This is a genomic window from Intrasporangium oryzae NRRL B-24470 (assembly GCF_000576595.1).
Classification (GTDB): domain Bacteria; phylum Actinomycetota; class Actinomycetes; order Actinomycetales; family Dermatophilaceae; genus Intrasporangium_C; species Intrasporangium_C oryzae.
Genome location: NZ_AWSA01000025.1, coordinates 23,400 through 49,657, shown reverse-complemented (window position 1 = coordinate 49,657; position 26,258 = coordinate 23,400). Strand labels below are relative to the sequence as shown.

Here is a 26,258-nt window from a genome sequence, read left to right as displayed (position 1 = left end):
TAGGGTGTCGGCGTGCGCATCGCTACGTGGAACGTCAACTCCATCCGCTCGAGGATCGACCGGGTGGAGGCCTGGCTCCAGCGCACCGACGTCGACGTGCTCGCGATCCAGGAGACGAAGGCGCGCGAGGACCAGTTTCCCTTCGACCGGTTCGCGGCCCTGGGCTACGAGGTCGCCCACCACGGGCTCAACCAATGGAACGGCGTCGCGATCGCCTCCCGCGTGGGTCTCGACGACGTGAGGGTCGGCTTCGAGGGTCAGCCCGGCTGGGGCGAGCCCGCCGCGGCCGAGGCCCGGGCCATCGGCGCCGTGTGCCGGGGCGTCCGGGTGTGGTCGCTCTACATCCCCAACGGCCGCGCCCTCGACGACCCGCACCTCGAGTACAAGCTCCAGTGGCTCGACGCCCTCGCCGACGCCGGCCGCGGCTGGATCGCCGCCGACCCCGGAGCCCAGATCGCCCTCCTCGGCGACTGGAACATCGCCCCGCAGGACGACGACGTCTGGAGCGTCGCCTACTACGAGGGCCGCACCCACACCTCGCCCGCCGAGCGCGCCGCCTTCCAGCACGTCGTCGACGCGGGCTTCGCCGATGTCGTGAGGCCGCACGCCCCCGGGCCGGGCACGTACACGTACTGGGACTACACGCAGCTGCGCTTCCAGAAGCGGCAGGGCATGCGGATCGACTTCGCGCTGTGCTCCCCCGCGCTCGCCGACCGTGTGGTCGGCGCGGCGATCGACCGCGAGGAGCGCAAGGGCAAGGGCGCCTCCGACCACGCGCCGGTCGTCTTCGAGATCGCCGACTGAGGTCGCCGCCCCCGCCAGGTGCCGGTCAGCGGGCGCGGCGCAGCCCGAGCGTCAGGGCGAGCAGGCCACCGACGAGCGCGGCGAGCGCGCCGCCGAGGAACACCGTCTGGACCTGGACGACCCCGGTCGCGACGAGAGCGTCGGTGTCGAGCGGGTCGGGCAGCCGGCGCACCGCATCGAAGTAGCGGGACAGGCCGACCGAGGTGAGCAACGCGAGCCCCACGACCATCCCGACCATCCGGGCGACGACGACGAGCGACGAGGCGACACCGTGCGCATGCGACGGCGAGTCCGCCAGCACGGCGTTGTTGACCGGGGCAAGGGCCAGCCCGACCCCGAAGCCGACGAGGACGAGGACCGTCGTCGTGGGCCCGGTGTCGGTCACCGAGCCGAGCGTCCACCCCGACATGACGAGCATCCCGGCCGCCCCGAGGAGCAGCCCGGCGCCCGCGACGAGCCCGTCGCCGAGTCGCCGCAGCGACCAGCCGCCGAGGAACGCTCCGGCCGGCACGGCGACGAGGAAGCGGACGAGGACGAGTGCCGCGCCGGTCTCGTCGTAGTGGTCACTGAGACGCGCGAGGAGCGGCACGTCGACGATGACCGCGACGAGGGCCACCCCGACGAGCAGGCTGACGCCGAGCGACCTGAGGCCGCGCGCGTGGACGACCCCGCGCGGCACGAGCGGGTCGGCGGCTCGACGGTGCCACCAGAGCAGCGCGAGGACCGCGAGCGCACCGAAGGGCAGGAGCGTGTAGCCGAGCGGGCCGACGACCTCCTTCTCGGGGTCGGACGACGCGAAGGTCAGGACGAGGCTGCCGAGGGCGACCGCGACGAGCAGGGCACCGACGAGGTCGGCCCGGCGCAGGACCACCCACCAGCGTGGCGCGGTGAGGACGGCGAGCAAGAGGAGGAGGGCGAGCGCCGTGACCCCGATCGGCGTGACGACCCGCGAGTCGCCCGTGAACGCCACGAACGGCGCCCCGAGCGCCACGTCGGTGACGAGCGAGTCCGGTGCCGCGAGGGCGAGCCCGCCCAGGCCGAGCCCGAGTGCGGCGAGGACCCAGGCGACGACCGTGACGACCCGCGACCGCCCGACCACGGAGGCCGACTCGCCCGATCCGGCCGACTCGGCCGACTCCGACGCGACGGTCGGCGCCCCGATGACGCGGATGACGGCATACAGGACGACGCCGGCAGCGACGTTGGCCCAGAAGATCGCCCGCCAGCCCGACCAGGCGAGGATGACGGCGCCGAGGACGGGCCCGAGGACCGACCCGAGCTCCTGGACGGCCCCGACCGCCCCGAGGGGGGTGCCGCGTCGGTCGGCGGGCCAGAGGTCGGCGACGAGCGCGAGGGTCGCGGGCACGAGGCCGCCGCCCCCGATGCCCTGCAGGACGCGGCCGGTGACGAGGACCGGCATCTCCACCGCGAGCGCCGTGATCGCCGACCCGACGACGAAGACGACGAGGCAGCCGAGGAGGATCCTGCGCCGGTCGAGCAGGTCGGACAGTCGGCCGATGAGGGGCAGGACTGCGATGTAGCCGAGCAGGAAGCCGGAGATGATCGGCGTCGCCCGCTGGAGCGCGTCGATGCCGATCCCGACCCCGGCCATCATGTCGGTGAGGGCAAGGACGACGACGTAGGTGTCGGCCGCCGCGAGGGCCACGGCCGCAGACGCCGCGGCGAGGAGGGGGAGGCGGCGCGCAGCGACCTCGGACGCGGGTGCGTCGACCGTCGACACGGTCACGGTCAGGGCTTCGTGATCGTCACGGGCGCGTTGTACTGGTCGAGCGTCAGCGTGTACGTCGACGTCGTGCCCGGTCCAAAGAAGGGACCGGTCAGCGTCACGGTTCGCAGCTCCTGGTCGTCGGTCAGGCCGAAGGTCGCGTCGAACGTGCCGTTGCGGTCACCGACGAGGAAGAGGTCGACGACCGCGGACCCGGGGATCTTGCCCTTGATCTGCGTCAGGACCTCGGAGCCCTTGCGGATCTTCTCGCCGGCTACCGGCGAGGTCGTCGCGGCGAGGAGGGTCGTGAGGCCCTTGTCGGGCGAGAAGAGGACCGCCGGGTCGGGCAGTCCGAAGGCGTTGGGGTCGATCTTGTTGACGCCCGGGATGAGCGGCAGCTTGGCCCAGACCTCGCCGTCGACCGAGGTCAGCTCGGCATCGGCGGGGACCCCCTTGAGCGACACCTTGAAGGTGCCCTTGAAGGCCGGCGGGTGCTTGCCCACGCCCTCGGCGGAGACGACGCCGCTCGACCCGCTCGGCACGTCGGAGCTCGCGAGCTTGAGGTGCACGGACGACGCGGCGTCGACCTTCGTCTTGGCGGCGGCGAGCCGCTGGGCGGCGGTCAGCTCGGCCTGCTGGGTCGAGGAGGCTCCGTCCCCGGAGCTCGTGCAGGCGGCCGTCCCGAGGACGCAGAGTCCCGACAGGGCGGCGGCGGCGAGCTTTCCCGTGATGCGCATGGGGGTCAGGCTAGCCCGCCCTCCTGTCGCGACGGGGTCACGATCCACGTCGCGTCGCGGCAGGCAGCGTGATGACGGCCCGCAGGCCGGGCATCGCGTCCTCGAGGCGGATCCGGGCCCCGCCCCGGGCCAGCAGCGCCCGGGTGATCGCGAGACCGAGGCCGCTCCCTCCGCTGTCCCGGTCGCGGCCCTCGTCGAGCCGGGTGAAGCGGTCGAAGACGCGCTCACGCTCCGCCGCTGGTATGCCGTGCCCGTCGTCCTCGACGGCGAGCTCGACCCGCTCCCCCACCGTCCACACGCGGACCGTGACCTGGGTGGCCGCGTGACGGACCGCGTTGTCGACGAGGTTGCCCACCGCGCGGGAGAGGTCGCCCGGGACGGCGACCACGACCGGGCCGTCGCCCGTCGCCGTGGAGCCCGCCGACGTGGAGGGGGCGAGTCGCACGGGAACCCGCGCGGCGGCATACCGGCGGAGCACGTCGGCGAGGAGCGGCGCGAGGGGCAGCTCCGTGGGCACCACGGTCGCCCCCGCGTCCTCGGCCCGCGCGAGGACGAGGAGGTCCTCGACGAGCCCCGCGAGGCGCTGCACGTCCGTCAGCAGGTCGTCGACGAGCGGTCCACCCTCGCCGAGGCGCTGCGCGACCTCGAGCTGCGTGTGCATGCTCGCCAGGGGGCTGCGCAGCTCGTGGGCGGCGTCGGCGACAAAGGCACGCTGCTTGCGGCGCGCGGACGCGACCCGGTCGAGCATGTCGTTGAGCGTCGTGGCGAGGGCGCTGATCTCGTCACGCGTCGGCGGCACCGGCAGGCGCTCCGTTTCGGCCGACGTCTCGTCGATCCGGGCGGCGCCGACCCGGAGGCTCTCGACCGGCCGAAGGGCCAGGCCGATGAGCCGCCAGCTGAGCAGGGCCAGCACGGCGAGGAGGAGAGGGAACGACACGAGGAGGAGGCGACGCAGCGTCGCGGCACTCGACTCGATCTCGGCGGTGGGGACCGCCGCGACGACGGTCACCCGGCCGGTGACCGGCCCAGCGGCCACCGCGGCCACCTGCAGACCGCCGGAGAGGCCCGTCCGGTTGCCCGGCACGACGACCGCCTCTCCGGCCAGGGCGCGGACCTTCTCTTCCGGCGTCACGAGGGGCGTCAGCCGGTCGGCCGTGACCGAGCCGCCGACCACGCGGTCCTGCGCGTCGAGGAGCTGGATCACCTGGACCCCGGAGACGGGGACCGGGTCAGGCACGCGGCCGGTGTCGACGAGGAGCGCGACCTCGGCGGCACTCGCGTGCGCCGAATCCTGCGCAGCTCGGGTGAGGGAGGCCGTGAGGACGACGGAGAGCAGCACCCCGCCGACGAGCAGGGCCGCGGCCACCGCGAGGACGCTGAGCGCCGTCAGCCTCGCCCGCAGGCTGAGCCGGTCGAGCCGTCCATGCGACCGGCTCACGACGGGACCCGGTAGCCCGCGCCCCGCACCGTCTCGATCCGGCCGCGGCCGAGCTTGCGGCGCAGGTAGCCGACGTAGACCTCGACGACGTTGACGTCGTCGGAGGACCCCCAGACCGACTCGAGGAGCGTCTCCTTGCTCACGACCGCGGGGTGGGCGCGCAGGAGGTGCTCGAGGAGCAGGAACTCCCGCGGGGACAGGTCGACCTCGTGCCCCGCGTCGCGGACGACGTGCGTCGCCGGGTCGAGACTGAGCGAGCCGACGACGAGGACGGTGGGGCGCGGCTGCGGGTCGCGCCGCAGCAGGGCCCGGAGCCGGGCGAGCAGGACGACGAACGAGAAGGGCTTGGTCAGGTAGTCGTCGGCGCCGTAGTCGAGGCCGTCCGCCTCGTCGTACTCCCCGTCCTTGGCCGACAGCATCAGGACCGGCACCCAGTTGCGCTCGGCCCGGAGGGTCCGCACGACGGTGTAGCCGGACATCCCAGGCAGCATGATGTCGAGGACGACGACGTCGTAGCCGCCGAAGCGGGCCAGGTCGAGACCGGACGGGCCGTCCCCCGCGCGGTCGACGACGAAGCCCTCGGCCTCGAGACCGCGCGCGATCGCCGCCGCCATCCGCGGCTCGTCCTCGACCAGGAGCACTCGCACGGCCTCACCATCGCACGCGGGGCCGCCACGGCGCGCACCGGAGGCACGCCTTCTCAGGACGCTCTCAGGAGCCCGGGGCGACGATGAGGTCATGACCTACTTCGCCCAGCACCCACGCGCCCGCTGGATCGCCCCGACCGCGGCCGTCGCCGTCATCGGCGCGACGAGCTTCCTCGTCACGCGGACCGCCACCGCCGACGCCGGGCTCCCGCCGCGCACCGCGGCGCAGTTGCTGGCGGACGTCCAGAAGGCCAGCCTCGAGAGCCTGTCCGGCACGGTCGTCCAGACCGCCGACCTCGGCCTCCCGCAGATCCCCGGCCTGAGCGGCTCGTCGGGCGGCCCTGGAGGCGCCAGCAGCTCGCTCACGTCGCTCCTCGCCGGCAGCCACACGTTGCGGGTCTGGTTCGCCGGGCCGACGCAACAGCGCGTCGCCGTCATCGGCAACCTCGGCGAGTCGGACATCATCCGCAACGGCACCGACCTCTGGCTGTGGTCGAGCCACGACAAGACGGCTGAGCACCACGTCCTCGGCTCCGGCCCCAAGCGCGACGCCGCCCACGCGGACCGGCCGGCCGGGCTCCCGACCGGGATCCCCACCGGGCTCGCGTCGGGGATGCCCTCGCAGCTGCCGACCACGCCCGACCAGGCGGCCCAGCAGGCCCTCGCCGTCCTCGGCACCACGACCACGGTCTCCACGTCCGGCACGGCCGTCGTCGCAGGCCGCCAGGCCTACGAGCTCGTCCTCGCCCCGAAGGGCACGACGACCTCCCGGATCGCGCAGATCCGCATCGCCATCGATGCCGAGAAGCACATCCCGCTCCGAGTCCAGGTCTATTCGACCAAGATCTCCAACCCGGCCTTCGAGGTCGGCTTCACCGCGGTCGACTTCAGCAAGCCCGACGCGCGCCAGTTCGCCTTCAACCCGCCACCCGGCACGACGGTGACCCAGTCCGGCTCGCTCAAGCCGGGCGGGGCGGCGACCAACCGCCTCCCGTCGCAGTCCGGAACACCCGCGACCGGAACCAAGCCGGCCGCACCCAAGATCGTCGGCACCGGCTGGAGCACCGTCGCCGTGACGACGCTGCCGGCCGCGACGGACTCTGCGGGCGCGACGGGCGCGACGGGCGCGGCCGGAACGAGCCTGCAGAAGCAGCTGAACGGCATACTGCGGTCCATCCCCACGGTCTCGGGCAGCTGGGGACGCGGGCACCTGCTCGACGGCACCCTCTTCTCCGTCGCGCTGACGGACGACGGACGGGTGGCCGTGGGCGCCGTGGCCCCGGAGCAGCTCTTCACGGCCCTCTCGGCCAAGTGAGGCGCCCCGACGAGACGCACGACCCCGAACGACCGACCACCACCGACGGACGATGAAGGACGGACGATGACCTCCCCGGCGCTCGCCGCACCGACCCCCACCGGAGCGCGCGAGCGCCCGGCCGCCCCCGGCGACCTCGCCATCCGGACGACCGGGCTGACCAAGCGCTTCGGGAGCCAGACGGCCGTCGACTCCGTCGACCTCGCCGTGCCACACGGATCCGTCTACGGGTTCCTCGGCCCCAACGGGTCGGGCAAGACGACGACGATCCGTATGCTGCTCGGCCTCGTGACGCCGTCCGCCGGGTCGAGCGTCCTGCTCGGCCACCCGATGCCGGACCAGGCCGGCTCGGCGCTGCCGGCGGTCGGGTCGCTCGTCGAGGGCCCCGCCTTCCACCCGTACCTCTCGGGACGAGCCAACCTGGCCCGGCTCGATGCGGCCGACCTGTGGGCCGACCCGCGGACGGCGCGGACCCGCATCGACGCCGCGCTCGACCGAGTGGGCCTGCTCGCCGCGGCGACGAAGCGCTACCGCGCCTACTCCCTGGGTATGCGCCAGCGGCTCGCCATCGCCGCGGCCCTGCTCGCGCCGCGCGACCTGCTCATCCTCGACGAGCCCACCAACGGCCTCGACCCGCAGGGCACGCGAGAGGTCCGCCACCTCATCGGCACGCTCGCCGAGGACGGGGCGACCGTCTTCGTCTCGAGCCACCTGCTCTCGGAGGTGGAGCAGATCTGCACCCATCTCGGCGTCATGAGCGAGGGGCGGCTCGTCGCCCAGGGGACCACGTCGGTGATCCGCGGCTCCTCCGCGGCCGTGGCTCGCGTCGTCACCGTGGAGCCCGATGCCGCCGTCCGAGTCCTCACGGCCCTGGGCCTGGCCGACGTCGAGGCGGTCGCGCTGGCGGGCGGCCTCGACGGAGCCTTCGAGGTGCGCGCCGATCCCGGCACCCGTCCGCCCGAGGAGATCGTCGCCGCGCTCGTCGGCGGCGGCGTCGGGGTCAGGTCCTTCACGGTCTCCATCCCGAGCCTCGAGGACCTCTTCGTCTCGCTCACCGGGGAGGGCTTCGATGTCGGTCGCTGAGCTCCAGAACGTCACCGCGGTCCCCGAGCAGCCGCGACGACGACGGGCCCTCGTGTCCACGCGCCTGCTCCGCTCGGAGGTGCGCCTCATCGCCGGTCGGCGCCGCAACCAGATGGGGCTGCTCGTCCTCGCAGCGGTGCCCGTCCTCCTCGCCATCGCCGTCAAGATCTCGGCGCCGAGGCCGGGGCGGGGACCCGACTTCCTCTCTTCGATCACCGCGAACGGGCTCTTCGTCCCGCTTGCGGCCCTGACCGTCGAGCTGACCCTCTTCCTCCCTCTCGCGATCGCCATGCTGAGCGGCGACGCCATCGCCGGCGAGGCCAACCAGGGCACCCTGCGCTACCTGCTCACCGTGCCGGTCCATCGCACGCGCCTGCTCGCGGTGAAGTACGCCTCGCTGTGCATCGGCGCCCTGTGGGGCGTGGGTCTCGTCAGCCTCGTCGGGGCCCTCGTCGGGATCGCCCTCTTCGGGACCGGACCCATGACGACCCTGTCCGGCAGCCAGATCGGGTTCTGGGAGGCCGCCTGGCGCCTCGCTCTCGTCACGCTCTACCTGAGCGCCGGGCTCGCGGGGCTGGCCGCCGTGGGGCTCTTCATCTCGACGCTGACGGAGCAGCCGATGGGCGCCACCGTGGCCCTGGCGATCTTCACGATCCTCTCGTGGATCGTCGACTCGATCCCGCAGGTGAGCTGGATCCACCCGTGGCTCATCGTCGACCAGTGGATGGCATTCGGGGACCTGCTGCGCGACCCTCCCGCCTGGGGGAACATCAGCCAGGGACTCCTCGTCGACCTCGGCTACGCCGTCGTCTTCTGGCTCGCGGCCTGGGCGCGCTTCTCGAGCAAGGACATCACCAGCTGAGGTCGGCAGGGCGCAAACCCCTGACGGCGCAGCCATCGCGTTAGGGTCGAAGGATGCCCTGGGCGCTCGCCGCCCACCCGACGAAGGAGTCATCATGACGCTGCTCGGACTTGTCCTCATCCTCGCGGGAGCCGCCCTCGGCGTGCTCGCCGTCGCGGCCACCTCGGGCCACGCAGGGACGATCACGGTGAGCGCCCTGGGCTTCTCGCGTGAGGCCCATGCGCTCGAGCTCGTCATCGTCGGGGCGGCCGCGACCCTGCTGGTCTGCCTCGGCTGGGCCCTTGTCTCGGCCGCCATGCGGCGTCGCGCCCGGGTGCGCCGGGAGGACCGCGAGCGCGAGCGCGTCGCCGAGCTCGAGCAGGCCGCCGAGGACGAGCGCGTCGAGCACGAGCGCCGGATGGCCGAGGCGGGTGCGAGCCAGGAGGCGCTGACCCGTCGGGCCGCCGAGCTCGACGAGCGCCACGGCGCACTCGACGCCCGTGAGCAGGAGCTGGCCCGCCGTGAGGCGGAATGGCGCGACCGGGAGGGGCCCTCTGTCGCCGACGTCGTGACGGGTCGGGCTCAGGGCAGCGTCACCGAGGGCACGGCGCAGTGGTCCGAGGGCTCGACGACCACCTCGGAGCCGACGGTCGCCCCGAACGGGCCCGGGCAGACCGGCGGCCGTCCCGTCCACCGCCCGGAGCGCCGCTTCCGCGCATGAGGCGGCACACGGCATACGTCTTCGACCTCGACGGCGTCGTGCGCGACTTCGCGCCCGGCGACGCCAACGCCGCCATCGAGGCGGCCCTCGGCCTCCCCGCCGGCCACGTCGCGGCGACCGCCTTCCGCCCCGACCTGCTCCTGCCGACGATCACGGGCCGGCAGACCTTCGACGAGTGGTATGCCGCCATTTGCCTTGCGCTCGGGCCCGCGGTCCCCGAGCCCGCTCGGGCCGCCCGGATCGACGAGCACATGGAGGCGTGGCGGGCGCACCGCGGAACCCCGGTGGAGGAGACCGTGGAGCGGCTGCGGTCGCTGCGCGCCGACGGCCACCGGACATACGTCTTCACCAACGGAACCGACCTCGTGCCGCAGGAGCTCGAGCTGCTCGGGCTCGCACGCCTCTTCGACGGGCTGCTCAACAGCGCCGACTTCGGCGTCGCCAAGCCCGACCCCGCTGCCTACGCAGCGGCCCACAGGGTCATCGAGTCCGACCTCGGGCGACGCGTCGACCGCGCGGACGTGTGGTTCACCGACGACCGGCAGGACAACGTCGACGCGGCCTGCGAGTTCGGTTGGGAGGCAGTGCTCTTCACGCGCACGACAAACGTGGGGCAACCCGCCTGAGCGCCCCGCCCCCAGCTACCCCGGGCACACTGGCCCGCCTGCTCGTACGGCACTGCCCAGGATTCGTGAGCAGTGCCGTAGCCCCCGGCGCGCTGTCCCGCGCTCTCCTTACGTCACTGCCCAGGAATCGTGAGCAGTGCCGTAGCCCCCGGCGCCCTCTCCCGCGCTCTCCTTACGTCACTGCCCAGGGATCGTGGGCAGTGCCGTAGCCGCCGGCGCCCTGGCGTGGATCGTCGAGACCTTCACGACGTATGCCGCTGGGCGAGCGTCGGCCCCGCTCAGCGGCATACGTCGTGGTGGCGTGGCTCGTCAGCCGAGGGCGAGCGCCTCGCCGGCCTCGTCGACGTCAACCGTGACCGTCTGCCCGTCGCGGACCTCGCCCGCGAGCAGGGCGCGGGCGAGCCGGTCGCCGATCTCCCGCTGGACGAGCCGGCGCAGCGGCCGGGCGCCGTAGGCGGGGTCGAAACCCTTGCGCGCCAGCCACGTCCGCGCCGCATCGGAGACGTGCAGCGTGATCCGGCGGTCGGCGAGACGCGTGCCGAAGGCGCGGACCTGCAGGTCGACGATGTGGGCGAGGTCGTCCTGGGACAGCGGGTCGAAGACGACGACCTCGTCGAGACGGTTGAGGAACTCCGGCTTGAAGGAGGCACGGACGACCCCCATGACCGCCTCCCGCTTGGCCTCGGGGCTCAGCGTCGGGTCGACGAGGTACTGCGACCCGAGGTTGGAGGTGAGCACGAGGATGACGTTGCGGAAGTCGACGGTCCGGCCCTGGCCGTCGGTGAGGCGGCCGTCGTCGAGGACCTGAAGGAGGATGTCGAAGGTCTCGGGGTGCGCCTTCTCCACCTCGTCGAGCAGCACCACCGAATAGGGCCGCCGGCGAACCGCCTCCGTCAGCTGACCGCCCTCCTCGTAGCCGACGTAGCCGGGGGGCGCCCCGATGAGCCGCGCGACGGAGTGCCGCTCGGAGTACTCGGACATGTCGATGCGGACCATGGCCCGCTCGTCGTCGAAGAGGAAGTCGGCGAGCGACTTCGCGAGCTCGGTCTTGCCCACGCCCGTCGGGCCGAGGAAGAGGAACGAGCCGGTCGGGCGGTCGGGATCGGACACCCCCGCCCGTGTCCGGCGCACGGCGTCGGACACGGCCCGGACCGCCTCGGTCTGGCCGATGAGCCGCGCCCCGATGTGCTGCTCCATGTGGAGCAGCTTCTCCGACTCGCCCTCGAGGAGGCGCCCGGCGGGAATGCCGGTCCACGCCGAGATGACGTCGGCGATGTCGTCGGCGGCGACCTCCTCCTTGACCATCGGCTCCTCGGTCACGGCTGTCGAGGCGGCCTCGCGCTCCTGGGCGGCGGCGAGCTGCTTCTCGAGCGCGGGGATGTCCCCGTAGGCGATCTTCGACGCCCCCGCGAGGTCGCCCTCGCGCTGGAGCTTGTCGGCCTGCATCCGCAGGTCGTCGATCCGGGCCTTGATGTCGCCGACGGCGTTGAGGCCGGCCTTCTCGGCCTCCCACCGCGCGTTGAGCGCGGCGAGCTCCTCCGAGCGGTCGGCGAGGTCCTTGCGCAGGCGCTCGAGGCGCTCGCGCGAGGCCTCGTCGGTCTCCTGCTCGAGGGCGAACTCCTCCATCTTGAGCCGGTCGACGGCGCGGCGGAGCTCGTCGATCTCGACGGGGCTCGAGTCGATCTCCATCCGCAGGCGCGAGGCGGCCTCGTCGATGAGGTCGATCGCCTTGTCGGGCAGCTGGCGCCCGGAGATGTAGCGGTCGGACAGGCTGGCCGCGGCCACGAGTGCGGAGTCGGCGATCGTCACCTTGTGGTGCGCCTCGTAGCGCTCCTTGAGGCCACGGAGGATCGCGATGGTGTCCTCGACGGACGGCTCGCCGACGAAGACCTGCTGGAACCGGCGCTCGAGGGCGGCGTCCTTCTCGATGTGCTGGCGGTACTCGTCGAGCGTTGTCGCCCCGACGAGGCGGAGCTCACCGCGGGCGAGCATGGGCTTGAGCATGTTGCCTGCGTCCATGGCGCCCTCGCCGCCCGCGCCCGCACCGACGACCGTGTGGATCTCGTCGATGAAGGTGACGATCTGCCCGTCGGAGCCCTTGATCTCCTCGAGGACGGCCTTGAGCCGCTCCTCGAACTCGCCGCGGTACTTCGCCCCGGCGAGCATCGCTGCGAGGTCCAGGCTGATGAGGGTCTTGTCGCGCAGGCTCTCGGGGACGTCGCCCGCGACGATCCGCTGGGCGAGACCCTCGACGACCGCCGTCTTGCCGACGCCGGGCTCGCCGATGAGCACGGGGTTGTTCTTCGTGCGGCGGCTGAGGACCTGGACGACCCGCCGGATCTCGGCGTCGCGGCCGATGACGGGGTCGAGCTTGCCGTCGCGGGCCTGCGCGGTGAGGTCGGTGCCGTACTTGTCGAGGGCCTCGTAGGTGCCCTCGGGGTTCTCGGACGTGACCTTGCGACCGCCGCGGAGGTCGGGGATGGCCGCCTCGATCGCGTCGGCGTCGAACCCGAACTGGCCCGTGCGCGCGAGGGCGAGGAGGAGGTGGTCGGTCGAGAGGTAGGAGTCGCCCATGGCCGTCATGTACTGCTGAGCCTGCTGCACCATGGCGAGCCCCGCGCGCGAGAGCTGTGGCTGCTGCGCGACGCCGGAGACCTGTGGCAGGGAGGCCATCGCCCGCTCGGCTGCTGCGGTCGCCGCGGCGGGGGTCGAGCCGCCGGCCTGGAGCAGGGCGGGGGTCGTCGTGCCGGGCTGAGCTGCCAACGCGAGCAGCAGGTGGGCCGGCTCGATGTTCGGGTGGTGCTTCGCGGCCGCGGTCGTCGCGGCCTGCGCGAAGGCCTCCTGGGCCTTGTTGGTCAGCGAGAGGTCCATGCGTTCTCCTGGTCGGGGATCGGATCACTTCGGACAACCGGTCCACAGTTGAGTCTATTCCACTCAACTTCGTGGTGGTGCGCGATGGTGACGCAGGCCGCCCCGACCCGCCTCGTCAGGATGTCGGGTTCGGGTCGTACCAGCCGTCGTGGTCGGCTGCGAGCGCGACGAAGCGAGCGGCATACGACGGTTCGTCGGGGGTCCGGACGTAGACGGCCCACTCGTGGTCCTCCGAGTCGTCCTCACCGGCGAGCGCCTCACGCACGACACGGACGTCGTGCAGCCCCTCGTCGGACAGCGCCTCCGCGACCTCCTCCGCGACACCGCGCTCGGGGAAGACGAGGAGGTGCTCGATGTCCACACCGGCAGTCTAGGCAGCCGTCAGACCGTGTCGGAGGGCTCCATCCCGGTCTCGATGACGCGTGTCGCGAGCTCACGGAGCTTGATGTTGCGGTTGAGCGAGGCCTGCCGCAGCATCTCGAAGCCCTGCGCCGCGGTGACCTTGTGCCGCTCGATGAGGATGCCGACCGCGTGCCCGATGAGCCGGTGGCTCTCGACGGCCCGCTGGAAGTGCTGCTCCTGCTGCGCCCGGTCCTGCCGGGCCGCGACGCGGTCGACCGCCTGCGCGAACGCCAGTCCGAGGAGGTCGCCGACGACGAGCTCGTCCGACGGCACGACGCGGGGCTCGTGGAACTGCACCCACGCGCGACACTCGGCGTCCGCACCGGCCGGCGCCAGCAGGAGACCGGGGACCGGTTCGGGCGCCGACACGCGCCGGTGCGCTCCGGGCTCGGCCTGCCTGGCGCCGGAGGACGCCTCGGCCAGCTGGTCGACGTCGCCCGCCATGCGGTCCCGCATGGCGGGTGACAGGTCGCCGAGCGGGGTGAGCCCGCTCGGGGTGAAGACGACATCGCGCCGCCCCACGGCGACGCGCACCGTCGCCTCGCCGTCGAAGAGCACGCTGAACCCGGTGACTGCCGACGAGAGGACCTGTTCGAGGTCCTCGGCCTTCGCGAGCTCGACGGCGAGACGCGCCGCGAGGCTGCGGCGGAAGCGGGACTCGCGCTCGCGCGTCTCGTCCCGGAACGTCCCGAGGAGGAAGCCGGGGTGGTCGGACGCGTCCGGCACGCCCGCCGCCGCCACGGAGACCCACACGTCGCTCCCGTTGCGGCGCCGGAGCCGGAACGTCTCGTCGAAGCTCGGCAGACCGGACTGGAGACGCTCGAGCCCGAGCACGGCCCAGTCGCGCTCCTCGCGGTCCTCCTCCGGGTCGACCCACCACGGGTACGGCGGGGAGATGGGGCCATCGGCGAGGTCCCACCCGTAGGTGCGGGTGAAGGCCTCGTTCATCTCGAGGATGTTCCCGTCGCGGTCGGCGATGACGAGCGGCTCACGCAGGGCCGCGAGGACGGCCCGGCGCCACGCGGTGTCTCGGGACCGGCCCCGGGCCCGGGCCAGGTTCGCGGCCAGCCGGGACCGCAGCTCGGCCGCTTCGAAGGGCTTGACGACGTAGTCGTCGGCGCCGTGGTCGAAGCCTGACGCGCTCGCCTCGACGCCAGCCCGCGCCGACAGCAGGACGACGGGCACGTCGCGGAGGTGCGCGTCGGCCCGCAGCTCGCGGACGAGCTCGAGCCCGTCGACCCCGGGCATCATGACGTCGGAGAGGATGAGGTCGGGCCGCAGCGCGCGCGCCCGCTCGAGACCCTCGAGTCCGTCGCCGGCGGTGACGACCTCGTAGTCGTTCTCGAGGATCGAGGCCAGGTACTCCCGCAGGTCGGCGTTGTCCTCGACGAGGAGGAGCACCGGCAGGGGCGCCTCCGGGCCGTCGGACCTCGCGGCGGACCCGTTGGGACGGTCGACCCTGACGACGGCGCTCGCCGCCCGGTCCCGGGTGCCTGCGCCCTGCGGAGTGTCCCGCCTGCTCCAGGCGTCGGCCTCCGCGACGAACGACTCGGCCGGGCGCGGGGAGAGCGACGGCAGCCCAGACTCACCCGCTGCGGGCTCACCGTACGGGAGGAAGACGGTGAACGTGCTGCCCTGCCCCACGACGGACGCGACGCCCACGTGGCCACCCTGAAGCTCGGTCAGCTGACGGACGAGGTAGAGGCCGATGCCGGTCCCCTCCCGCGCACGCCTCCGGTCCGCTCGGGGCAGCTGGCGGAAGCGCTCGAAGACCAGCTCGAGGCCCTCCTCGGGGATGCCGATGCCGGTGTCGCTGACAACCACCTCGAACCCGTCCGCCACGGCGCGGAGGCGGACCTCGATGGCGCCCTCCGGCGTGTACCTGAGCGCGTTGGAGAGCAGGTTGAGGACGATCCGCTCGACCATGTCGGGATCGACGTAGGCCGGCCGCGGCAGGGCGGTGCAGCTGAGGGTGAAGGCCAGGCCGGCGCGCTCGATGGCGGGCTCGAAGCTGGCCGCGAGGCCGCGCACGAGCGCCTGCACGTCGGTCTCGACGTGGCGCGCCTGGACGACGCCCGCCTCGACGCGGGAGAGGTCGAGGACCTCGTCGACGAGCAGGCGGAGCCGGTCGACGTTGCGCTCGACGAGCTCGAGCCGGGTCCGGTGCGCCGGGCTCAGCGGGTCGTGCACGTCGCCGAGAAGGTCGGACACCGGACCGGCGACGAGGGCGAGCGGAGTGCGGAGCTCGTGGCTGACGTTGGCGAAGAAGTCCGACTTGGCGGCGTCGAGCTGGGCGAGGGCCTCGAGGCGCACCCGCTCGTCGTCGATGCGGCGCACCGCGGTGAGCGCACTCGCGATGTGGGCGGCGCACAGCTCGGCGTAGACCTGGAGGGCGTCGTCCCACGGTCGCTGCGGGTTGGCCGTCAGGACGAGGTGACCCGAGGGCGTCGCGCGCCCCGGTTCGAGGACCTCGACGACGTGGAGCGAGCCCTCTCCCGCCCCGGCCGGGAGGGCCGCACCGGGCGGCAGGACCTCCACGGCGGCATGGTCGGAGCTGTTCGCCCGGAGGCTCTCCTCGGCGCGACGGCGCACGTCTTCCGTGCTCCTCACGCCGACAAGTGCCGCGGCGAGCGCCGCCTTGGTGCGCGACCGGCGCTCGGTGAGGACGCGCGACGTGGTCTCGGTGACGGCGCAGAAGACCCCGCCGACGAGGCCGTCGTCCTCGTGGATCGGGCTGTACGAGAAGGTGAAGTAGGCCTCCTCGATGAGGCCGTTGCGGTCGATGAAGAGCAGCTGGTCGTCCGACCAGGTCGCCCCGCCACCCGCCATGACGCCGTCGAGCATCGGGCCGATGACGTCCCAGATCTCCGGCCACACCTCACGTCCCGGACGGCCGAGGGCCTGCGGGTGCTTCGTCTCGCCGAGCATCGGCCGGTAGGCGTCGTTGTAGACCATGACGAGCTCGGGTCCCCACCAGAGGAAGATCGGGAACCGCGAGGCGAGGCAGAGGCCGGCGGCGGTCCGCAGGCTCGAGGGCCAGGAGTCGATCGGCCCGAGGGGCGTCGCGCCCCAGTCGGTGGCAGCGAAGAGCCGGCCGAGATCGGTGTCGGGAACCGGGAGGTCCACTCGTGACCCGGCCGGACGAGGACGGGCTCCGGGCCGCGGTTCGGGCGGCGGTTCGGGAGCGGACAGGGGCCCGCCGGGCGAGTTCACGGCTGCAGAAGCGTCCTCGTCACGGTGTGGCGTCACCGGGTCTCCTGGGGCTCGGCTCACCGGCTCAGGGGCAGGTGACATGGGTACCCGCGTGTCTGGAGGCAGGGCCCAGTCTGTCATCGCGGGGTGCCCACGACCAACTTTGCGCACGTCCGAGCTGCGCGCCCCTTCCGACCCCCGGGCAGTCCGCGACCCGACCGCGACCCGACCGCGACCGCGACCACGACGCGGCGCGCCGGCCACGCCGATCGTCCGGGTCAGCGCGAGCCGGGACGCCAGACCACGAGGGCCTGCGACGAGGCCGCCCGCGGCGGTCGCTCTCCGGGACGCACGGCGAAGACCTCGCCGCGGGCCCCGGCGGCGAAGACGCGCGCACTGCGCAGCTGTGCGGCGCGCGCCGCGTCGACCTCGGCGGTGAGCTCGTCGACCCGGGCCTGCAGGGCGGTCACGTGGTTCTCGAGCTCGAGGATGCGCTGGATCCCGGCAAGGGAGACGCCCTCCTGGGAGAGGCGCTGGACCTCGCGGAGCAGCGCCACGTCGCGCCCGCTGTAGCGGCGGCCGCCGCCCCGGGTCCGGGACGGCGAGACGAGGCCGAGCCGGTCGTACTGGCGCAGCGTCTGCGCGTGCATGCCGGCGAGCTGGGCCGCGACGGAGATGACGAAGACCGGGGTGTCGTCGTCGTGTCCCGCGGGGCCCGTCTTCGGCTGTGCCATCGCCATCACCATCCTTTCCTTCTCCTCGGTTCTCTTCCCGGGCTCTCTTCCCGGGCTCTCTTCCTCGGTGCTCTCTTCGGTTCTCGGTCCCAGGTCCCCCGCGAGAGCCTGTGCTCTCGCGGGAGCCCTCGAACCGCCCGGCTCAGGCCTTCGCCCGCTCGAAGAGGTCGGCCCTGGGGTCGTGTCCCTGCTCGGCGGCGGCCATCTTCTCGATCGCCTCGCGGGCCTCGTCGGTCAGGCGCTGCGGGACGACGACCTGGATCTTCGCGAGGAGGTCGCCCGTCGTGTCGCCGCGCCGGACGCCCCGGCCCTTGAGCCGGAGCACGCGCCCGCTCGGGGTCCCGGGGGCGACCTTGACCTTGACGGACGAGCCGTCGAGGGTCGGCACGGCGACCGTCGCACCGAGCGCCGCCTCGGCGAAGGTGACGGGCAGGTCGACCGTCAGGTTGTCGCCGTCACGCCCGAAGACCGGGTGCTTGTCGACGGTGACCGTGAGGATGAGGTCGCCGGCCGGCGCGCCCGGGTCGCCTTGGCGTCCCTTGCCGCGCAGCCGGATCTTCTGGCCGTCCTTCACGCCCGGGGGGATCCGGGCCGTAACCCGCCCGAGGTCGGGCGAGGTCAGGGTCACCGTGGAGCCCTCGACGGCGTCGCGGAAGCCGATTCGCGTCGAGGCGGCGACGTCCTGTCCCGCGCGGGGACCCGTGGGTGCGCCGAAGCCGCCGTAGCCGGCTCCCGGACCCGCGCCGCCGAACATCTGACCGAGGATGTCCTCGAGGCCCGGCTGGCCCGCGCCGGCACCGCCCGGCCCGAAGCGCACGCGCTGGCCGCCAGGCGCGCCGGAGCCGAACGCCGAGAAGATGTCCTCGAAGCCGGCGCCGCCGCCCGGACCGCCCGCGGTGAAGCGGGCGCCGCCGTGCGACATCGCGCGGATCGCGTCGTACTCCTTGCGCTGCTCGGGGTCGGAGAGGACGGCATACGCCTCGCCGATCTCCTTGAAGCGCTCCTCGGCCCTGGTGTCCCCGACGTTGTGGTCGGGGTGCATCGTCCGGGCGAGCTTGCGGTACGTCTTCTTGATCGTCGCGGCGTCGGCGTCGTGGGGCACGCCGAGGATCGCGTAGAAGTCCTTCTCGAACCAGTCCTGGCTAGCCATCCCGGCGCACCTCCTTCTCCTTGCTCTCCGTGGTCTTCTGCTCCAACATCACTGTCGTCACGCTCTCACGTCCAGCCTGCCGTATGCCGTTGGGCGCGGTGGTCGGCACGGCGACGTCCCGCTCAGTCCGGGTCGGCGACCGAGACCCGGGCCGCGCGGACGAGGCGCTCGCCGATGCGGTAGCCCGGCTGGAGCACCTGGACGACGGTCGTGCCGGTCGCGCCCTGGGGCAGCTCGGCCTGGACGTGCATGAGGGCCTCGTGCACCGTGGGGTCGAACTCCTCGCCGGCCGCACCGACCCGCTCGACCCCGAACTTGCCGAGGATCGACTCGAGCTTGTCGGCGATCGACGCGAACGGCCCGTCGGCGAGGTCGCCGGCCTGTCGGGCCATGTGGATGTCGTCGAGCACGGGCAGGAGCGACTCCACGACGCCACCGACGGCGGTCGTCCGGATGACCTCGCGGTCACGGTCGACGCGCTTCTTGTAGTTGACGTACTCGGCCTGCAGGCGCTGCAGGTCGGCGAGCAGGGTCGCCGCCATGGTGTCCTCCTCGGCGAGCGCGTCGCCCTCGGACGCGCGCACCTCTGGTCCGGCCGCGTGGTCGTACTCGTCGTCGCCGCCGGGCTCCGCCGAGGCGCCGGGGCCGCCCTCGTAGTAGGTGTGGTGCCCGGCCCGGCCGGTGCCCGGCGCGGCCGGGGTGCCGGCAGCATCGCTGCCGGCACCCGCGACCTCGTCAGGTCCGACGCCGTCCGGGCGCACGCCCTCGGGCGTGCCGTTCGGGTCGGACGTGGTCACTTCGCGTCCTTCGCCTCGTCCTCGTCGATGACCTCGGCGTCGACGACGTCGTCGTCGGAGCCGCCCGTGGACGCACCCGCACCGGCGGAACCGTCCTGCGCCCCAGCGGAGCTCGAGGCGCTCGCGGAAGCCTGGTCAGCGGCATACACGGCCTGGCCCATGGCCTGGGACTTGGTGTTGAGGTCCTCGATCTTGGCCTTGATCTCGTCGGCGCTCGCCTCGGAGCCCTGGGCGATGGCGGACTTGAGGTCGGCGAGCGACTCCTCGACCGGCGTCTTGACGTCGGCGGGGATCTTGTCGCCCGACTCCTTGAGGAACGACTCGGTCGAGAAGACGAGCTGCTCGGCCTGGTTGCGCAGCTCGGCCTCCTCGCGGCGCTTGCGGTCCTCCTCGGCGTGGGCCTCGGCGTCCTTGACCATCTTGTCGATCTCCTCCTTGGAGAGGGCCGACCCGCCGGTGATCGTCATCTTCTGCTCCTTGCCGGTGCCCTGGTCCTTGGCGGAGACGTTGACGATGCCGTTGGCGTCGATGTCGAAGGTGACCTCGATCTTCGGGATGCCGCGCGGCGCCGGGGCGATACCGGTCAGCTCGAAGGTGCCGAGCGACTTGTTGTGCTGCGCGATCTCGCGCTCACCCTGGAAGACCTGGATGAGGACGGACGGCTGGTTGTCGTCGGCCGTCGTGAAGATCTCGGAGCGCTTCGTCGGGATGGCGGTGTTGCGCTCGATGAGCTTGGTCATGAGCCCGCCCTTGGTCTCGATGCCGAGCGAGAGCGGCGTGACGTCGATGAGGAGGACGTCCTTGCGCTCGCCCTTGAGGACACCGGCCTGGAGCGACGCGCCCATGGCGACGACCTCGTCGGGGTTGACGCCCTTGTTGGGCTCCTTGCCGCCGGTCAGCTCCTTGACGAGGTTGCTCACCGCGGGCATGCGGGTCGAGCCGCCGACGAGGACGACGTGGTCGATGTCGGAGACCTTGATGCCGGCGTCGTCGATGACCTTGTGGAAGGGAGCCTTCGTCCGGTCGAGGAGCGCCTTGGTCATCTGCTCGAACTGGGCGCGCGAGAGGTTCTCGTCGAGGTGGATGGGGCCCTCGGGGGTCATCGAGATGTACTGCGCCGAGATGTTGGTGCTCGTCGCGGTGGAGAGCTCCTTCTTGGCGCGCTCGGCCTCGTCACGCAGGCGCTGCATGGCGATCTTGTCCTTGGACAGGTCCTGGCCGGTCTTGTTCTTCACCTGGGTGATGAGGTGCTGGACGATGACGTCGTCCCAGTCGTCGCCACCGAGGTGGTTGTCACCGTTGGTGGCCCGGACCTGGATCGTCGCGAAGCCGTCCTCGGCGTCCTTGCCGACCTCGAGGAGGGACACGTCGAACGTGCCGCCACCGAGGTCGAAGACGAGGATGAGCTCGTCCTCCTTGCCCTTGTCGAGGCCGTAGGCGAGCGCCGCCGCGGTCGGCTCGTTGACGATGCGCAGGACGTTGAGGCCCGCGATCTCACCGGCCTCCTTCGTGGCCTGGCGCTCGGCGTCGTCGAAGTAGGCGGGGACGGTGATGACGGCGTCGGTCACGGTCTCGCCGAGGTAGGACTCGGCGTCGCGCTTCAGCTTCTGCAGGATGCGGGCGCTGATCTCCTGGGCCGTGTAGGTCTTGCCGTCGATGTCGGGCGTGCGCCATGCCGTGCCCATGTGGCGCTTGACGGAGCGGATCGTCCGGTCGACGTTGGTGACGGCCTGACGCTTGGCGACCTCGCCGACGAGGACCTCGCCGTTCTTGGAGAACGCGACGACGGACGGCGTCGTCCGGCCGCCCTCGGCGTTCGCGATGATCGTCGGCTCGCCGCCCTCGAGGACGGAGACGGCCGAGTTGGTGGTACCGAGGTCGATTCCGACCGCACGTGCCATGGGGGATCTCCTTGCTGTCTGGGGCCTGGGTCGACTCCCGACGACGTATGCCGCTGGGCGCGGTCGCGATGAACCGCCTGGGTCCGGCTCTGGCCCGGTGAGTCACTGGTTGGGACAGGTTCTGCTGCTCAATCTGCTCCTGCCGGCCCGCGTTGTCAAAGCCGCGCTCGCAAATCTTGCGTTCACTGGACTCAACTTTGGACGCGCCGAGATTGTTCCCGCCTGCGAGGCTCGTTCTGGCGGGTCAGACGTCCGGGATCAATGGCCGGTACTCAACGTGACAGGAGTAGTAGCGCATCGACAGAGCCCTCCGACGCGCGTCGAGGCTGCCCTCGCCAAGGGCGATCACCTCGTTGAGCCAGAGGTACTCGTCGTGATCGGTCTGGAAGGTCATGACGTGGATGCCGGCACCGTCGGTGAGGTTCGACAGGCCCCTGAGCGTGAACAGCACGAGGCCCCCGCCGGCCGTCTCGATCGCGCCGCGAGCGTCGGGGAAGGTGTACCCCGCGCGAGCGCGAGGGAAGTTCGACCAGCGCGCCACGCCTGCCAGACGCCCCGTGAGGATCGCGGTGCCCTGTCCGTAGTACTGCCCGTCGCCGGGCCCCGAGGCCCCGACCTCGTGCAGCAGGTCGTAGCGCCACTCCACGTCGCACAGGTGCTCGGGCCGCATGGTCAGCCCCTCTCGGTCGTCATGAGAGCGACCTTCCTCCCCGCGGCCGGCCCACGCAACGGGACGGCGGCACGTCGGTGCGTTCGGGATGCCGACCACGAGCGGGTTCCGAGCGCGGCGGCGACGCCTGGCGGGGCACGGTCTCCGCGATGACGGTCGTCATCGGGAACAGCGGCGATCACCGGGACCAAGGGCACTGGTCGGCGCGGGCCACCTCGACGCACGCTGGTGGGTGGGAAGGGAGACCACCATGAACGACGAGATGGCCAGCCAGGGTACGGAGGTGCCACCCGACCGTGTGCCGGAGGACGAGCTCCGGGCGCTCGCGCTCAAGCACCTCAAGGCCAAGCGGGACTTGCAGGCCCACATCATCGCCTACGTGACCGTGAACCTCCTGCTCGTGGGCATCTGGGCGGTCACGGGAGCCGGGTTCTTCTGGCCGATGTTCATCCTCCTCGGATGGGGCATCGGCCTCGCCTTCAACATCTGGGACGTCGTCACGCCCGAGCCGGGGCCGGAGCAGGTCGAGGCCGAGATGCAGCGGCTCCGGCAAGGCCGCCGCTGACGCGACCCCGGTCACCGAGGTCAATCAAGGGTGGCGCCCGTCCTGGTGCGGGGGCACGTCGATGCGGACCGTCGCGATCGTCGTCAGGGCCGGATGCTCCTCGTCCCCGCCCCTGACGTCGCCGCCGCGCCACGTCATCGAGAGTCCTCGCTCGTCGACCGCCAGCTCTGCGAGGCAGTTGTCGAACCAGGGGCCACGGGTCACCTCCCAGGCGTACGGAGGGTCGGGGACGCGGCTCGACCACTGCCGCCAGAGGTTCATCGGGCGCACGAGGCCCTTGGAGAAGGCCGACATCATGACCCGGATCCCCCGCGGCATCGGGTTGCGGATCGGCGAGCAGACGGCCTGGACGATGCGTGAGCTCGCCCCGTGCTCCCGGGCGTCGGTCACCTCCGCGACGTACGAGTTGTGGACGTCGCCGGAGAGGAACACGATCGTCCCCGGCGCGGTCCCGCGGTTGCCGCGGGCGACGTCCATGACCATGGCGAAGACCTCCACGAAGCCCTGGTTGAAGGCCGCCCAGTGCTCGAGGTCGATGGACCGCCGGGACTTCTCGGCCACCCGCGAGACGAACCGGCCGTAGGCGCCCTCGGCCGCCGCCTCGTCGATGGCCTCGAGGTCGTGCAGGCCGGGTGGCAGCAGGAACGGCAGGGAGGTCCCGATGAACAGGTGCTCGACGTCACCCGTCAGCTGCTGGTCGAGCCAGCTGACCTCCTCCGGGTCGAGCATCGAGCGCTGAGTGGGCTCGAGGACGCGTGCCGCGCGCGAGTCCACGACGACGAGCCGACTGTCGCCGAGGTCGCGCCGGTAGCTCCAGCGGTAGACCTCCGGATGGCGGTCCACCCGCCGAACGAGGTCGAAGAGGGCGTCACTGAGGTCGAGCTCGTCGTCGCTGTCGAAGGCCTCGGCAGCGAGCACACCGGCATACACCTCGTCCTTCGCGAGCTCCTCCGGGGAGAGGTTGCCGATGTGCTGGTAGACCCAGTACGAGGCGAGGCCGCCCATGAGCCGCTCGTGCCACCACGGCGTCCGGTTGATCTCCTCGTGCCAGGTCCACGAGGTGTTCCAGTCGTCGCGGATGTCGTGGTCGTCGAAGATCATGCAGGTCGGCAGGTTGGCGAGGAGCCACCGGTTGGCCGGGTCGCTCCACGCGAGCCAGTAGAGGTGGGCATACTCCTCGTAGTCCTTGATCTCGACTCCCGGGGGTTCATCGAGGGAGCGCCGCGCCGCGATGAAGGCCCGCATCTCGTCCGAGGTCTCGTCGGCGTAGACCTGGTCACCGATGAAGACGACCAGGTCGGCCCAGGGCGCCCGGTCCTCGGCGAGTGCGAGGGCGAGGGTCCGCAGGGCGTCGACTCCGTGCGAGGCGTTGCCGGCCGCGTCGTGGGACACGCTCGTGCGGCACGACCCGAACGCGAGCCGCGTCGGCCGCTCCCGGTCGAGGGTCCGGATCCGCGGTGGCGGGTAGGGGCTCGAGGGCTCCGGCCAGACGTGGACCCCGTCGATCTCGACGGTGTAGGCCTCGCTGGTCCCGCGCTCGAGGCCGTCGACGACGACGAGCGCGTAGTGGTGCCCGCGGACCCCGAACGTCCTCGCCGACCAGTGGCGCCGGGCGCATCGTACGGTCACGGTGCAGGCGCCGGCCGTCTCGACCCACACGGTGGCTGCGTGCTCCCCGACGAACCGGAGCATCGGCCCGAGGACGAGGGGGCCCGGCGCGGCGACATCGCTCATGCCACAGGCTTACTCCACCGGCGGCCCTTGCGGTGGCGATACGCGCTGTGGACCGTCTGTGACCGCAGGTCAGTCGGCGAACCGATGCTCGAGGAACTCGAGCGTGCGCGTCCACGCGTCGGCGGCGACCTCCGCGTTGTAGGTCCGCGCGTTCGTGTCGTTGAAGAAGGCGTGGCCGACCCCGTGGTAGACCCGGGCGGTGAAGTCGACCCCGGCCTCGGCCATCCGCGACTCGAGGTCCGGGACGCCGTCAGTGATCCCGTGGTCCTTCTCGCCGTAGAACGCGAGGATCGGGCAGCCGATCGTCCGCGGGTGGCCCGTCTCGGGGAAGCCGCCGTAGAAGACGACGGCACCCTTGAGCCGCGGCTCCGCGAGCGCGAGTCCGAAGGAGTACGACCCGCCGAAGCAGAAACCCATGACGGCGATGTCGCCGTCGACCCCCGGCGCCTCGTCGAGGAGGTCGACCACCGCCCGGAGTGCCGGGATGGCCCAGGCAGCGAACTCGGGGACGCGGGCCGGCCCTGTCGCCTCCCGCATCCTGGGCTGGGCCGCGGCCCTGACCTGCTCGTCACCGCTGAAGAGGAGCGACTGGAGCTCCTGCCCGACGTCCGGCGCCAGCCCGATGTGGCCGAGCAGGTCGGGCGCGATGGCGATGTAGCCCTCGGCGGCAACCCGGTCGGCGACGTCCTTGATGTGGTCGACCAGGCCCCAGATCTCCTGGATCACGATGACCGCCCCGCGGACCTCGCCCGGGGGGTCGGCGCGGTAGGCGGTGAGGTCGTGCTCCGGAAACGCGATCATCGTGCCCATGCGGTCATCCTCGCCTGCATCGGACCTCGCCGCCACCGGCTCACAGGCGGCGCCCAGACAAGGGGTGCCGACCGCGGGCCCAACCTCTGGCGCCGTCAGCCCTCAGCTCTCGCGCGCCTCGCGCCGGGCGTCGAGCCGTCGCAGGACGGGCGTCGCGAGCACGCCGTGGACGAAGACCGACGTGACGATCGCGAGCGCGACCGTCGACCAGAGCCAGCGCTCCTCGGCGAAGGCGTGCTGCCCCGCGGCATAGGCGAGGTAGTAGAGGGAGCCGACGCCGCGGACCCCGAAGAAGGCCACCGCCAGGGCCTCCGACCGGCGCAGCCCGCCGGGGAGCCGGGCGTCGCGTCGCCGCGCGACGAGGCTCAGCCAGCCTGCCACCGGCCGCACGACGACGATGAGCGCGGCCACGATGAGGGCGCTGCGCCAGTCGAGGTCGGCGAGCAGCCCCTTCGTCATCGCCATCCCGAGCAGCAGCAGGACGACGAGGGTGAGGAGTCGCTCGAGCCGCTCGATGACCTCGTGCATCGCGCCGTGGTAGTGGTGCCCGCGCTCGGCGCCGCGGATCGTCATCCCGCACGCGAAGACCGCGAGGAACCCGTAGCCGCCGAGGAGCTCGCTCAGGCCGTACGTCATGACGAGCGCGGCGAGGGCGAGGAGCGGCTCGCCCTGCTCGGCGAGCTGGAGGGGCCGGCTCGACGAGCCGAACGCGACGCGGGCGAGGGCCCAGCCGACCGCGGCGCCCACCGCGATGCCGACGGCGATCTTGCCGACGAGCTCCCAGGCGAGCCAGCCCCCGAGCCACGACGAGGCCGGGCCGAGCGTCGCGAGGAAGAGGGCGGCATACACGAAGGGAAACGCGAGACCGTCGTTGAGCCCGGCCTCGGACGTCAGGGCGAAGCGGACGTCGTCGTGCTCGTCGATCTCGGCGTCCTCGGCGGCCAGGTCCTCGATCGCGCGGCCCTGCTCGGCCTCGTCGCGGACCTGCGGGCCGCCGACCTGGACGTCTCCGGCGAGGACCGGGTCAGTCGGGGACAGGATCGAGCCGAGGAGGAGGGCGACGGCCGGAGCAAGTCCGAGCCCCCACCCGAGGAGCGCGATGCCGGCGATCGTCAGGGGCATCGCGAGCGCGAGCAGGCGCCACGTCGGCGACCAGGCCGCCCACGACGTGCGGTCGCGGAGCCGGAAGGGCCGGTCGAGGGCGAGGCCGACACCCATGAGGGCGACGAGCACGGTCAGCTCGGTGAAGCGCTGGATCTGCGGGCGCAGCTCGACCGGGTCGAGATGGAGGCCGTCGGGCATCGGCAGCAGACCGATCCCCATCCCCATCGTGAGCAGGACCATCGGGGCGGAGATCGCATACCGCTCGAGCGCCACGGGCAGCACGGCGGCGAGGAGCAGGGCGATGCCCGCGATGAGGTAGACCGCGTTGATCGACATTCCGGCCATCGTGTCATCCCGCGGGCGGGGCGACCGTGTCCCACACTCGGGGGG

The 26,258-nt window shown here is 72.4% G+C and carries 22 protein-coding genes; 7 read left to right on the top strand and 15 right to left on the bottom strand.

The window, feature by feature from the left end:
* Positions 1-12: 12 nt before the first annotated feature.
* Positions 13-804, top strand: a complete 792-nt coding sequence (locus N865_RS12645) for an exodeoxyribonuclease III (RefSeq protein WP_034806416.1) — start codon at positions 13-15, stop codon at positions 802-804.
* 25 nt (positions 805-829) lie between these two features.
* Here the strand turns inward: N865_RS12645 and N865_RS12640 are convergent, their stop codons facing one another.
* The 4 genes from N865_RS12640 to N865_RS12625 are packed head-to-tail and all read right to left on the bottom strand — an operon-like array spanning position 830 to position 5,352.
* Positions 830-2,551 (bottom strand): MFS transporter, encoded by a 1,722-nt coding sequence (locus N865_RS12640; protein WP_245603747.1) that lies wholly within the window; start codon positions 2,549-2,551, stop codon positions 830-832.
* Positions 2,552-2,553: 2 nt separating this feature from the next.
* Entirely contained in the window at positions 2,554-3,267 is a 714-nt protein-coding gene (locus N865_RS12635; protein WP_034806413.1) for an LppX_LprAFG lipoprotein, read from the bottom strand.
* A 37-nt stretch (positions 3,268-3,304) separates the two neighbouring features.
* Positions 3,305-4,705, bottom strand: coding sequence for a sensor histidine kinase (locus N865_RS12630; protein ID WP_034806411.1), 1,401 nt, complete (start codon positions 4,703-4,705; stop codon positions 3,305-3,307).
* Positions 4,702-5,352, bottom strand: coding sequence for a response regulator transcription factor (locus N865_RS12625; RefSeq protein ID WP_034806408.1), 651 nt, complete (start codon positions 5,350-5,352; stop codon positions 4,702-4,704). The genes N865_RS12630 and N865_RS12625 overlap by 4 nt, the downstream gene beginning before the upstream one ends.
* A gap of 91 nt (positions 5,353-5,443) precedes the next feature.
* Between N865_RS12625 and N865_RS12620 the strand changes: the two genes are divergently transcribed.
* From N865_RS12620 to N865_RS12600, 5 genes are all read left to right on the top strand, one after another.
* Positions 5,444-6,667, top strand: a complete 1,224-nt coding sequence (locus tag N865_RS12620; RefSeq protein WP_034806406.1) for a LolA family protein — start codon at positions 5,444-5,446, stop codon at positions 6,665-6,667.
* 66 nt (positions 6,668-6,733) lie between these two features.
* Entirely contained in the window at positions 6,734-7,750 is a 1,017-nt protein-coding gene (locus N865_RS12615; RefSeq protein ID WP_084328191.1) for an ABC transporter ATP-binding protein, read from the top strand.
* Complete coding sequence (locus tag N865_RS12610) at positions 7,737-8,612, top strand: ABC transporter permease (RefSeq protein ID WP_034806404.1); 876 nt, start codon at positions 7,737-7,739, stop codon at positions 8,610-8,612. Before N865_RS12615 ends, N865_RS12610 begins: the two co-directional genes overlap by 14 nt.
* Before the next feature lie 94 nt (positions 8,613-8,706).
* The gene (locus N865_RS22745; RefSeq protein ID WP_034806402.1) at positions 8,707-9,312 is read left to right on the top strand and encodes a hypothetical protein; all 606 of its coding nucleotides are present in this window, start codon (positions 8,707-8,709) and stop codon (positions 9,310-9,312) included.
* Positions 9,309-9,938, top strand: a complete 630-nt coding sequence (locus N865_RS12600; RefSeq protein ID WP_051510523.1) for an HAD family hydrolase — start codon at positions 9,309-9,311, stop codon at positions 9,936-9,938. The genes N865_RS22745 and N865_RS12600 overlap by 4 nt, the downstream gene beginning before the upstream one ends.
* Before the next feature lie 309 nt (positions 9,939-10,247).
* Here the strand turns inward: N865_RS12600 and clpB are convergent, their stop codons facing one another.
* The 8 genes from clpB to N865_RS12560 all read right to left on the bottom strand — a co-directional run bounded on the left by clpB (position 10,248) and on the right by N865_RS12560 (position 21,655).
* A complete protein-coding gene (gene clpB, locus N865_RS12595; protein WP_034806399.1) occupies positions 10,248-12,809 on the bottom strand; it encodes an ATP-dependent chaperone ClpB in 2,562 nt (853 codons plus the stop codon).
* A gap of 115 nt (positions 12,810-12,924) precedes the next feature.
* On the bottom strand, positions 12,925-13,170 hold the full coding sequence (locus N865_RS12590; RefSeq protein WP_051510522.1) for a hypothetical protein: 246 nt from the start codon (positions 13,168-13,170) through the stop codon (positions 12,925-12,927).
* 20 nt (positions 13,171-13,190) lie between these two features.
* A complete protein-coding gene (locus N865_RS12585; protein ID WP_051510521.1) occupies positions 13,191-16,337 on the bottom strand; it encodes an ATP-binding protein in 3,147 nt (1,048 codons plus the stop codon).
* Positions 16,338-16,681: 344 nt separating this feature from the next.
* A complete protein-coding gene (locus N865_RS12580) occupies positions 16,682-17,137 on the bottom strand; it encodes a heat shock protein transcriptional repressor HspR (protein WP_034806469.1) in 456 nt (151 codons plus the stop codon).
* A gap of 142 nt (positions 17,138-17,279) precedes the next feature.
* Entirely contained in the window at positions 17,280-18,287 is a 1,008-nt protein-coding gene (locus tag N865_RS12575; protein WP_034806396.1) for a DnaJ C-terminal domain-containing protein, read from the bottom strand.
* Between the two features lie 122 nt (positions 18,288-18,409).
* Positions 18,410-19,084: a nucleotide exchange factor GrpE gene (locus N865_RS12570; protein ID WP_034806393.1), complete on the bottom strand. Its 675-nt coding sequence runs from the start codon at positions 19,082-19,084 to the stop codon at positions 18,410-18,412.
* Positions 19,081-20,985: a molecular chaperone DnaK gene (gene dnaK / locus N865_RS12565; protein WP_034806385.1), complete on the bottom strand. Its 1,905-nt coding sequence runs from the start codon at positions 20,983-20,985 to the stop codon at positions 19,081-19,083. Before dnaK ends, N865_RS12570 begins: the two co-directional genes overlap by 4 nt.
* A gap of 244 nt (positions 20,986-21,229) precedes the next feature.
* Positions 21,230-21,655, bottom strand: a complete 426-nt coding sequence (locus tag N865_RS12560; protein WP_034806384.1) for a DUF3237 domain-containing protein — start codon at positions 21,653-21,655, stop codon at positions 21,230-21,232.
* A gap of 250 nt (positions 21,656-21,905) precedes the next feature.
* Between N865_RS12560 and N865_RS12555 the strand changes: the two genes are divergently transcribed.
* The gene (locus tag N865_RS12555) at positions 21,906-22,220 is read left to right on the top strand and encodes a 2TM domain-containing protein (RefSeq protein ID WP_211244900.1); all 315 of its coding nucleotides are present in this window, start codon (positions 21,906-21,908) and stop codon (positions 22,218-22,220) included.
* Between the two features lie 24 nt (positions 22,221-22,244).
* On the opposite strand, the gene N865_RS12550 is transcribed toward N865_RS12555, so the two are convergent.
* The 3 genes from N865_RS12550 to N865_RS12540 all read right to left on the bottom strand — a co-directional run bounded on the left by N865_RS12550 (position 22,245) and on the right by N865_RS12540 (position 26,204).
* Positions 22,245-23,954 (bottom strand): alkaline phosphatase D family protein, encoded by a 1,710-nt coding sequence (locus N865_RS12550; protein ID WP_034806383.1) that lies wholly within the window; start codon positions 23,952-23,954, stop codon positions 22,245-22,247.
* 69 nt (positions 23,955-24,023) lie between these two features.
* Complete coding sequence (locus tag N865_RS12545; protein ID WP_034806382.1) at positions 24,024-24,764, bottom strand: dienelactone hydrolase family protein; 741 nt, start codon at positions 24,762-24,764, stop codon at positions 24,024-24,026.
* Between the two features lie 102 nt (positions 24,765-24,866).
* On the bottom strand, positions 24,867-26,204 hold the full coding sequence (locus tag N865_RS12540; RefSeq protein ID WP_211244899.1) for a cation:proton antiporter: 1,338 nt from the start codon (positions 26,202-26,204) through the stop codon (positions 24,867-24,869).
* Between the last annotated feature and the right edge of the window lie 54 nt (positions 26,205-26,258).

Bases quoted from the DNA above. Each gene is read 5' to 3' on its own strand.
- N865_RS12635 (WP_034806413.1), bottom strand. From the start codon at position 3,267: ATGCGCATCACGGGAAAGCTCGCCGCCGCCGCCCTGTCGGGACTCTGC.
- N865_RS12620 (WP_034806406.1), top strand. From the start codon at position 5,444: ATGACCTACTTCGCCCAGCACCCACGCGCCCGCTGGATCGCCCCGACC.
- N865_RS12615 (WP_084328191.1), top strand. From the start codon at position 6,734: ATGACCTCCCCGGCGCTCGCCGCACCGACCCCCACCGGAGCGCGCGAG.
- N865_RS12610 (WP_034806404.1), top strand. From the start codon at position 7,737: ATGTCGGTCGCTGAGCTCCAGAACGTCACCGCGGTCCCCGAGCAGCCG.
- N865_RS22745 (WP_034806402.1), top strand. From the start codon at position 8,707: ATGACGCTGCTCGGACTTGTCCTCATCCTCGCGGGAGCCGCCCTCGGC.
- N865_RS12600 (WP_051510523.1), top strand. From the start codon at position 9,309: ATGAGGCGGCACACGGCATACGTCTTCGACCTCGACGGCGTCGTGCGC.
- clpB (WP_034806399.1), bottom strand. From the start codon at position 12,809: ATGGACCTCTCGCTGACCAACAAGGCCCAGGAGGCCTTCGCGCAGGCC.
- N865_RS12580 (WP_034806469.1), bottom strand. From the start codon at position 17,137: ATGGCACAGCCGAAGACGGGCCCCGCGGGACACGACGACGACACCCCG.
- N865_RS12575 (WP_034806396.1), bottom strand. From the start codon at position 18,287: ATGGCTAGCCAGGACTGGTTCGAGAAGGACTTCTACGCGATCCTCGGC.
- dnaK (WP_034806385.1), bottom strand. From the start codon at position 20,985: ATGGCACGTGCGGTCGGAATCGACCTCGGTACCACCAACTCGGCCGTC.
- N865_RS12560 (WP_034806384.1), bottom strand. From the start codon at position 21,655: ATGCGGCCCGAGCACCTGTGCGACGTGGAGTGGCGCTACGACCTGCTG.
- N865_RS12555 (WP_211244900.1), top strand. From the start codon at position 21,906: ATGAACGACGAGATGGCCAGCCAGGGTACGGAGGTGCCACCCGACCGT.
- N865_RS12550 (WP_034806383.1), bottom strand. From the start codon at position 23,954: ATGAGCGATGTCGCCGCGCCGGGCCCCCTCGTCCTCGGGCCGATGCTC.
- N865_RS12545 (WP_034806382.1), bottom strand. From the start codon at position 24,764: ATGGGCACGATGATCGCGTTTCCGGAGCACGACCTCACCGCCTACCGC.
- N865_RS12540 (WP_211244899.1), bottom strand. From the start codon at position 26,204: ATGTCGATCAACGCGGTCTACCTCATCGCGGGCATCGCCCTGCTCCTC.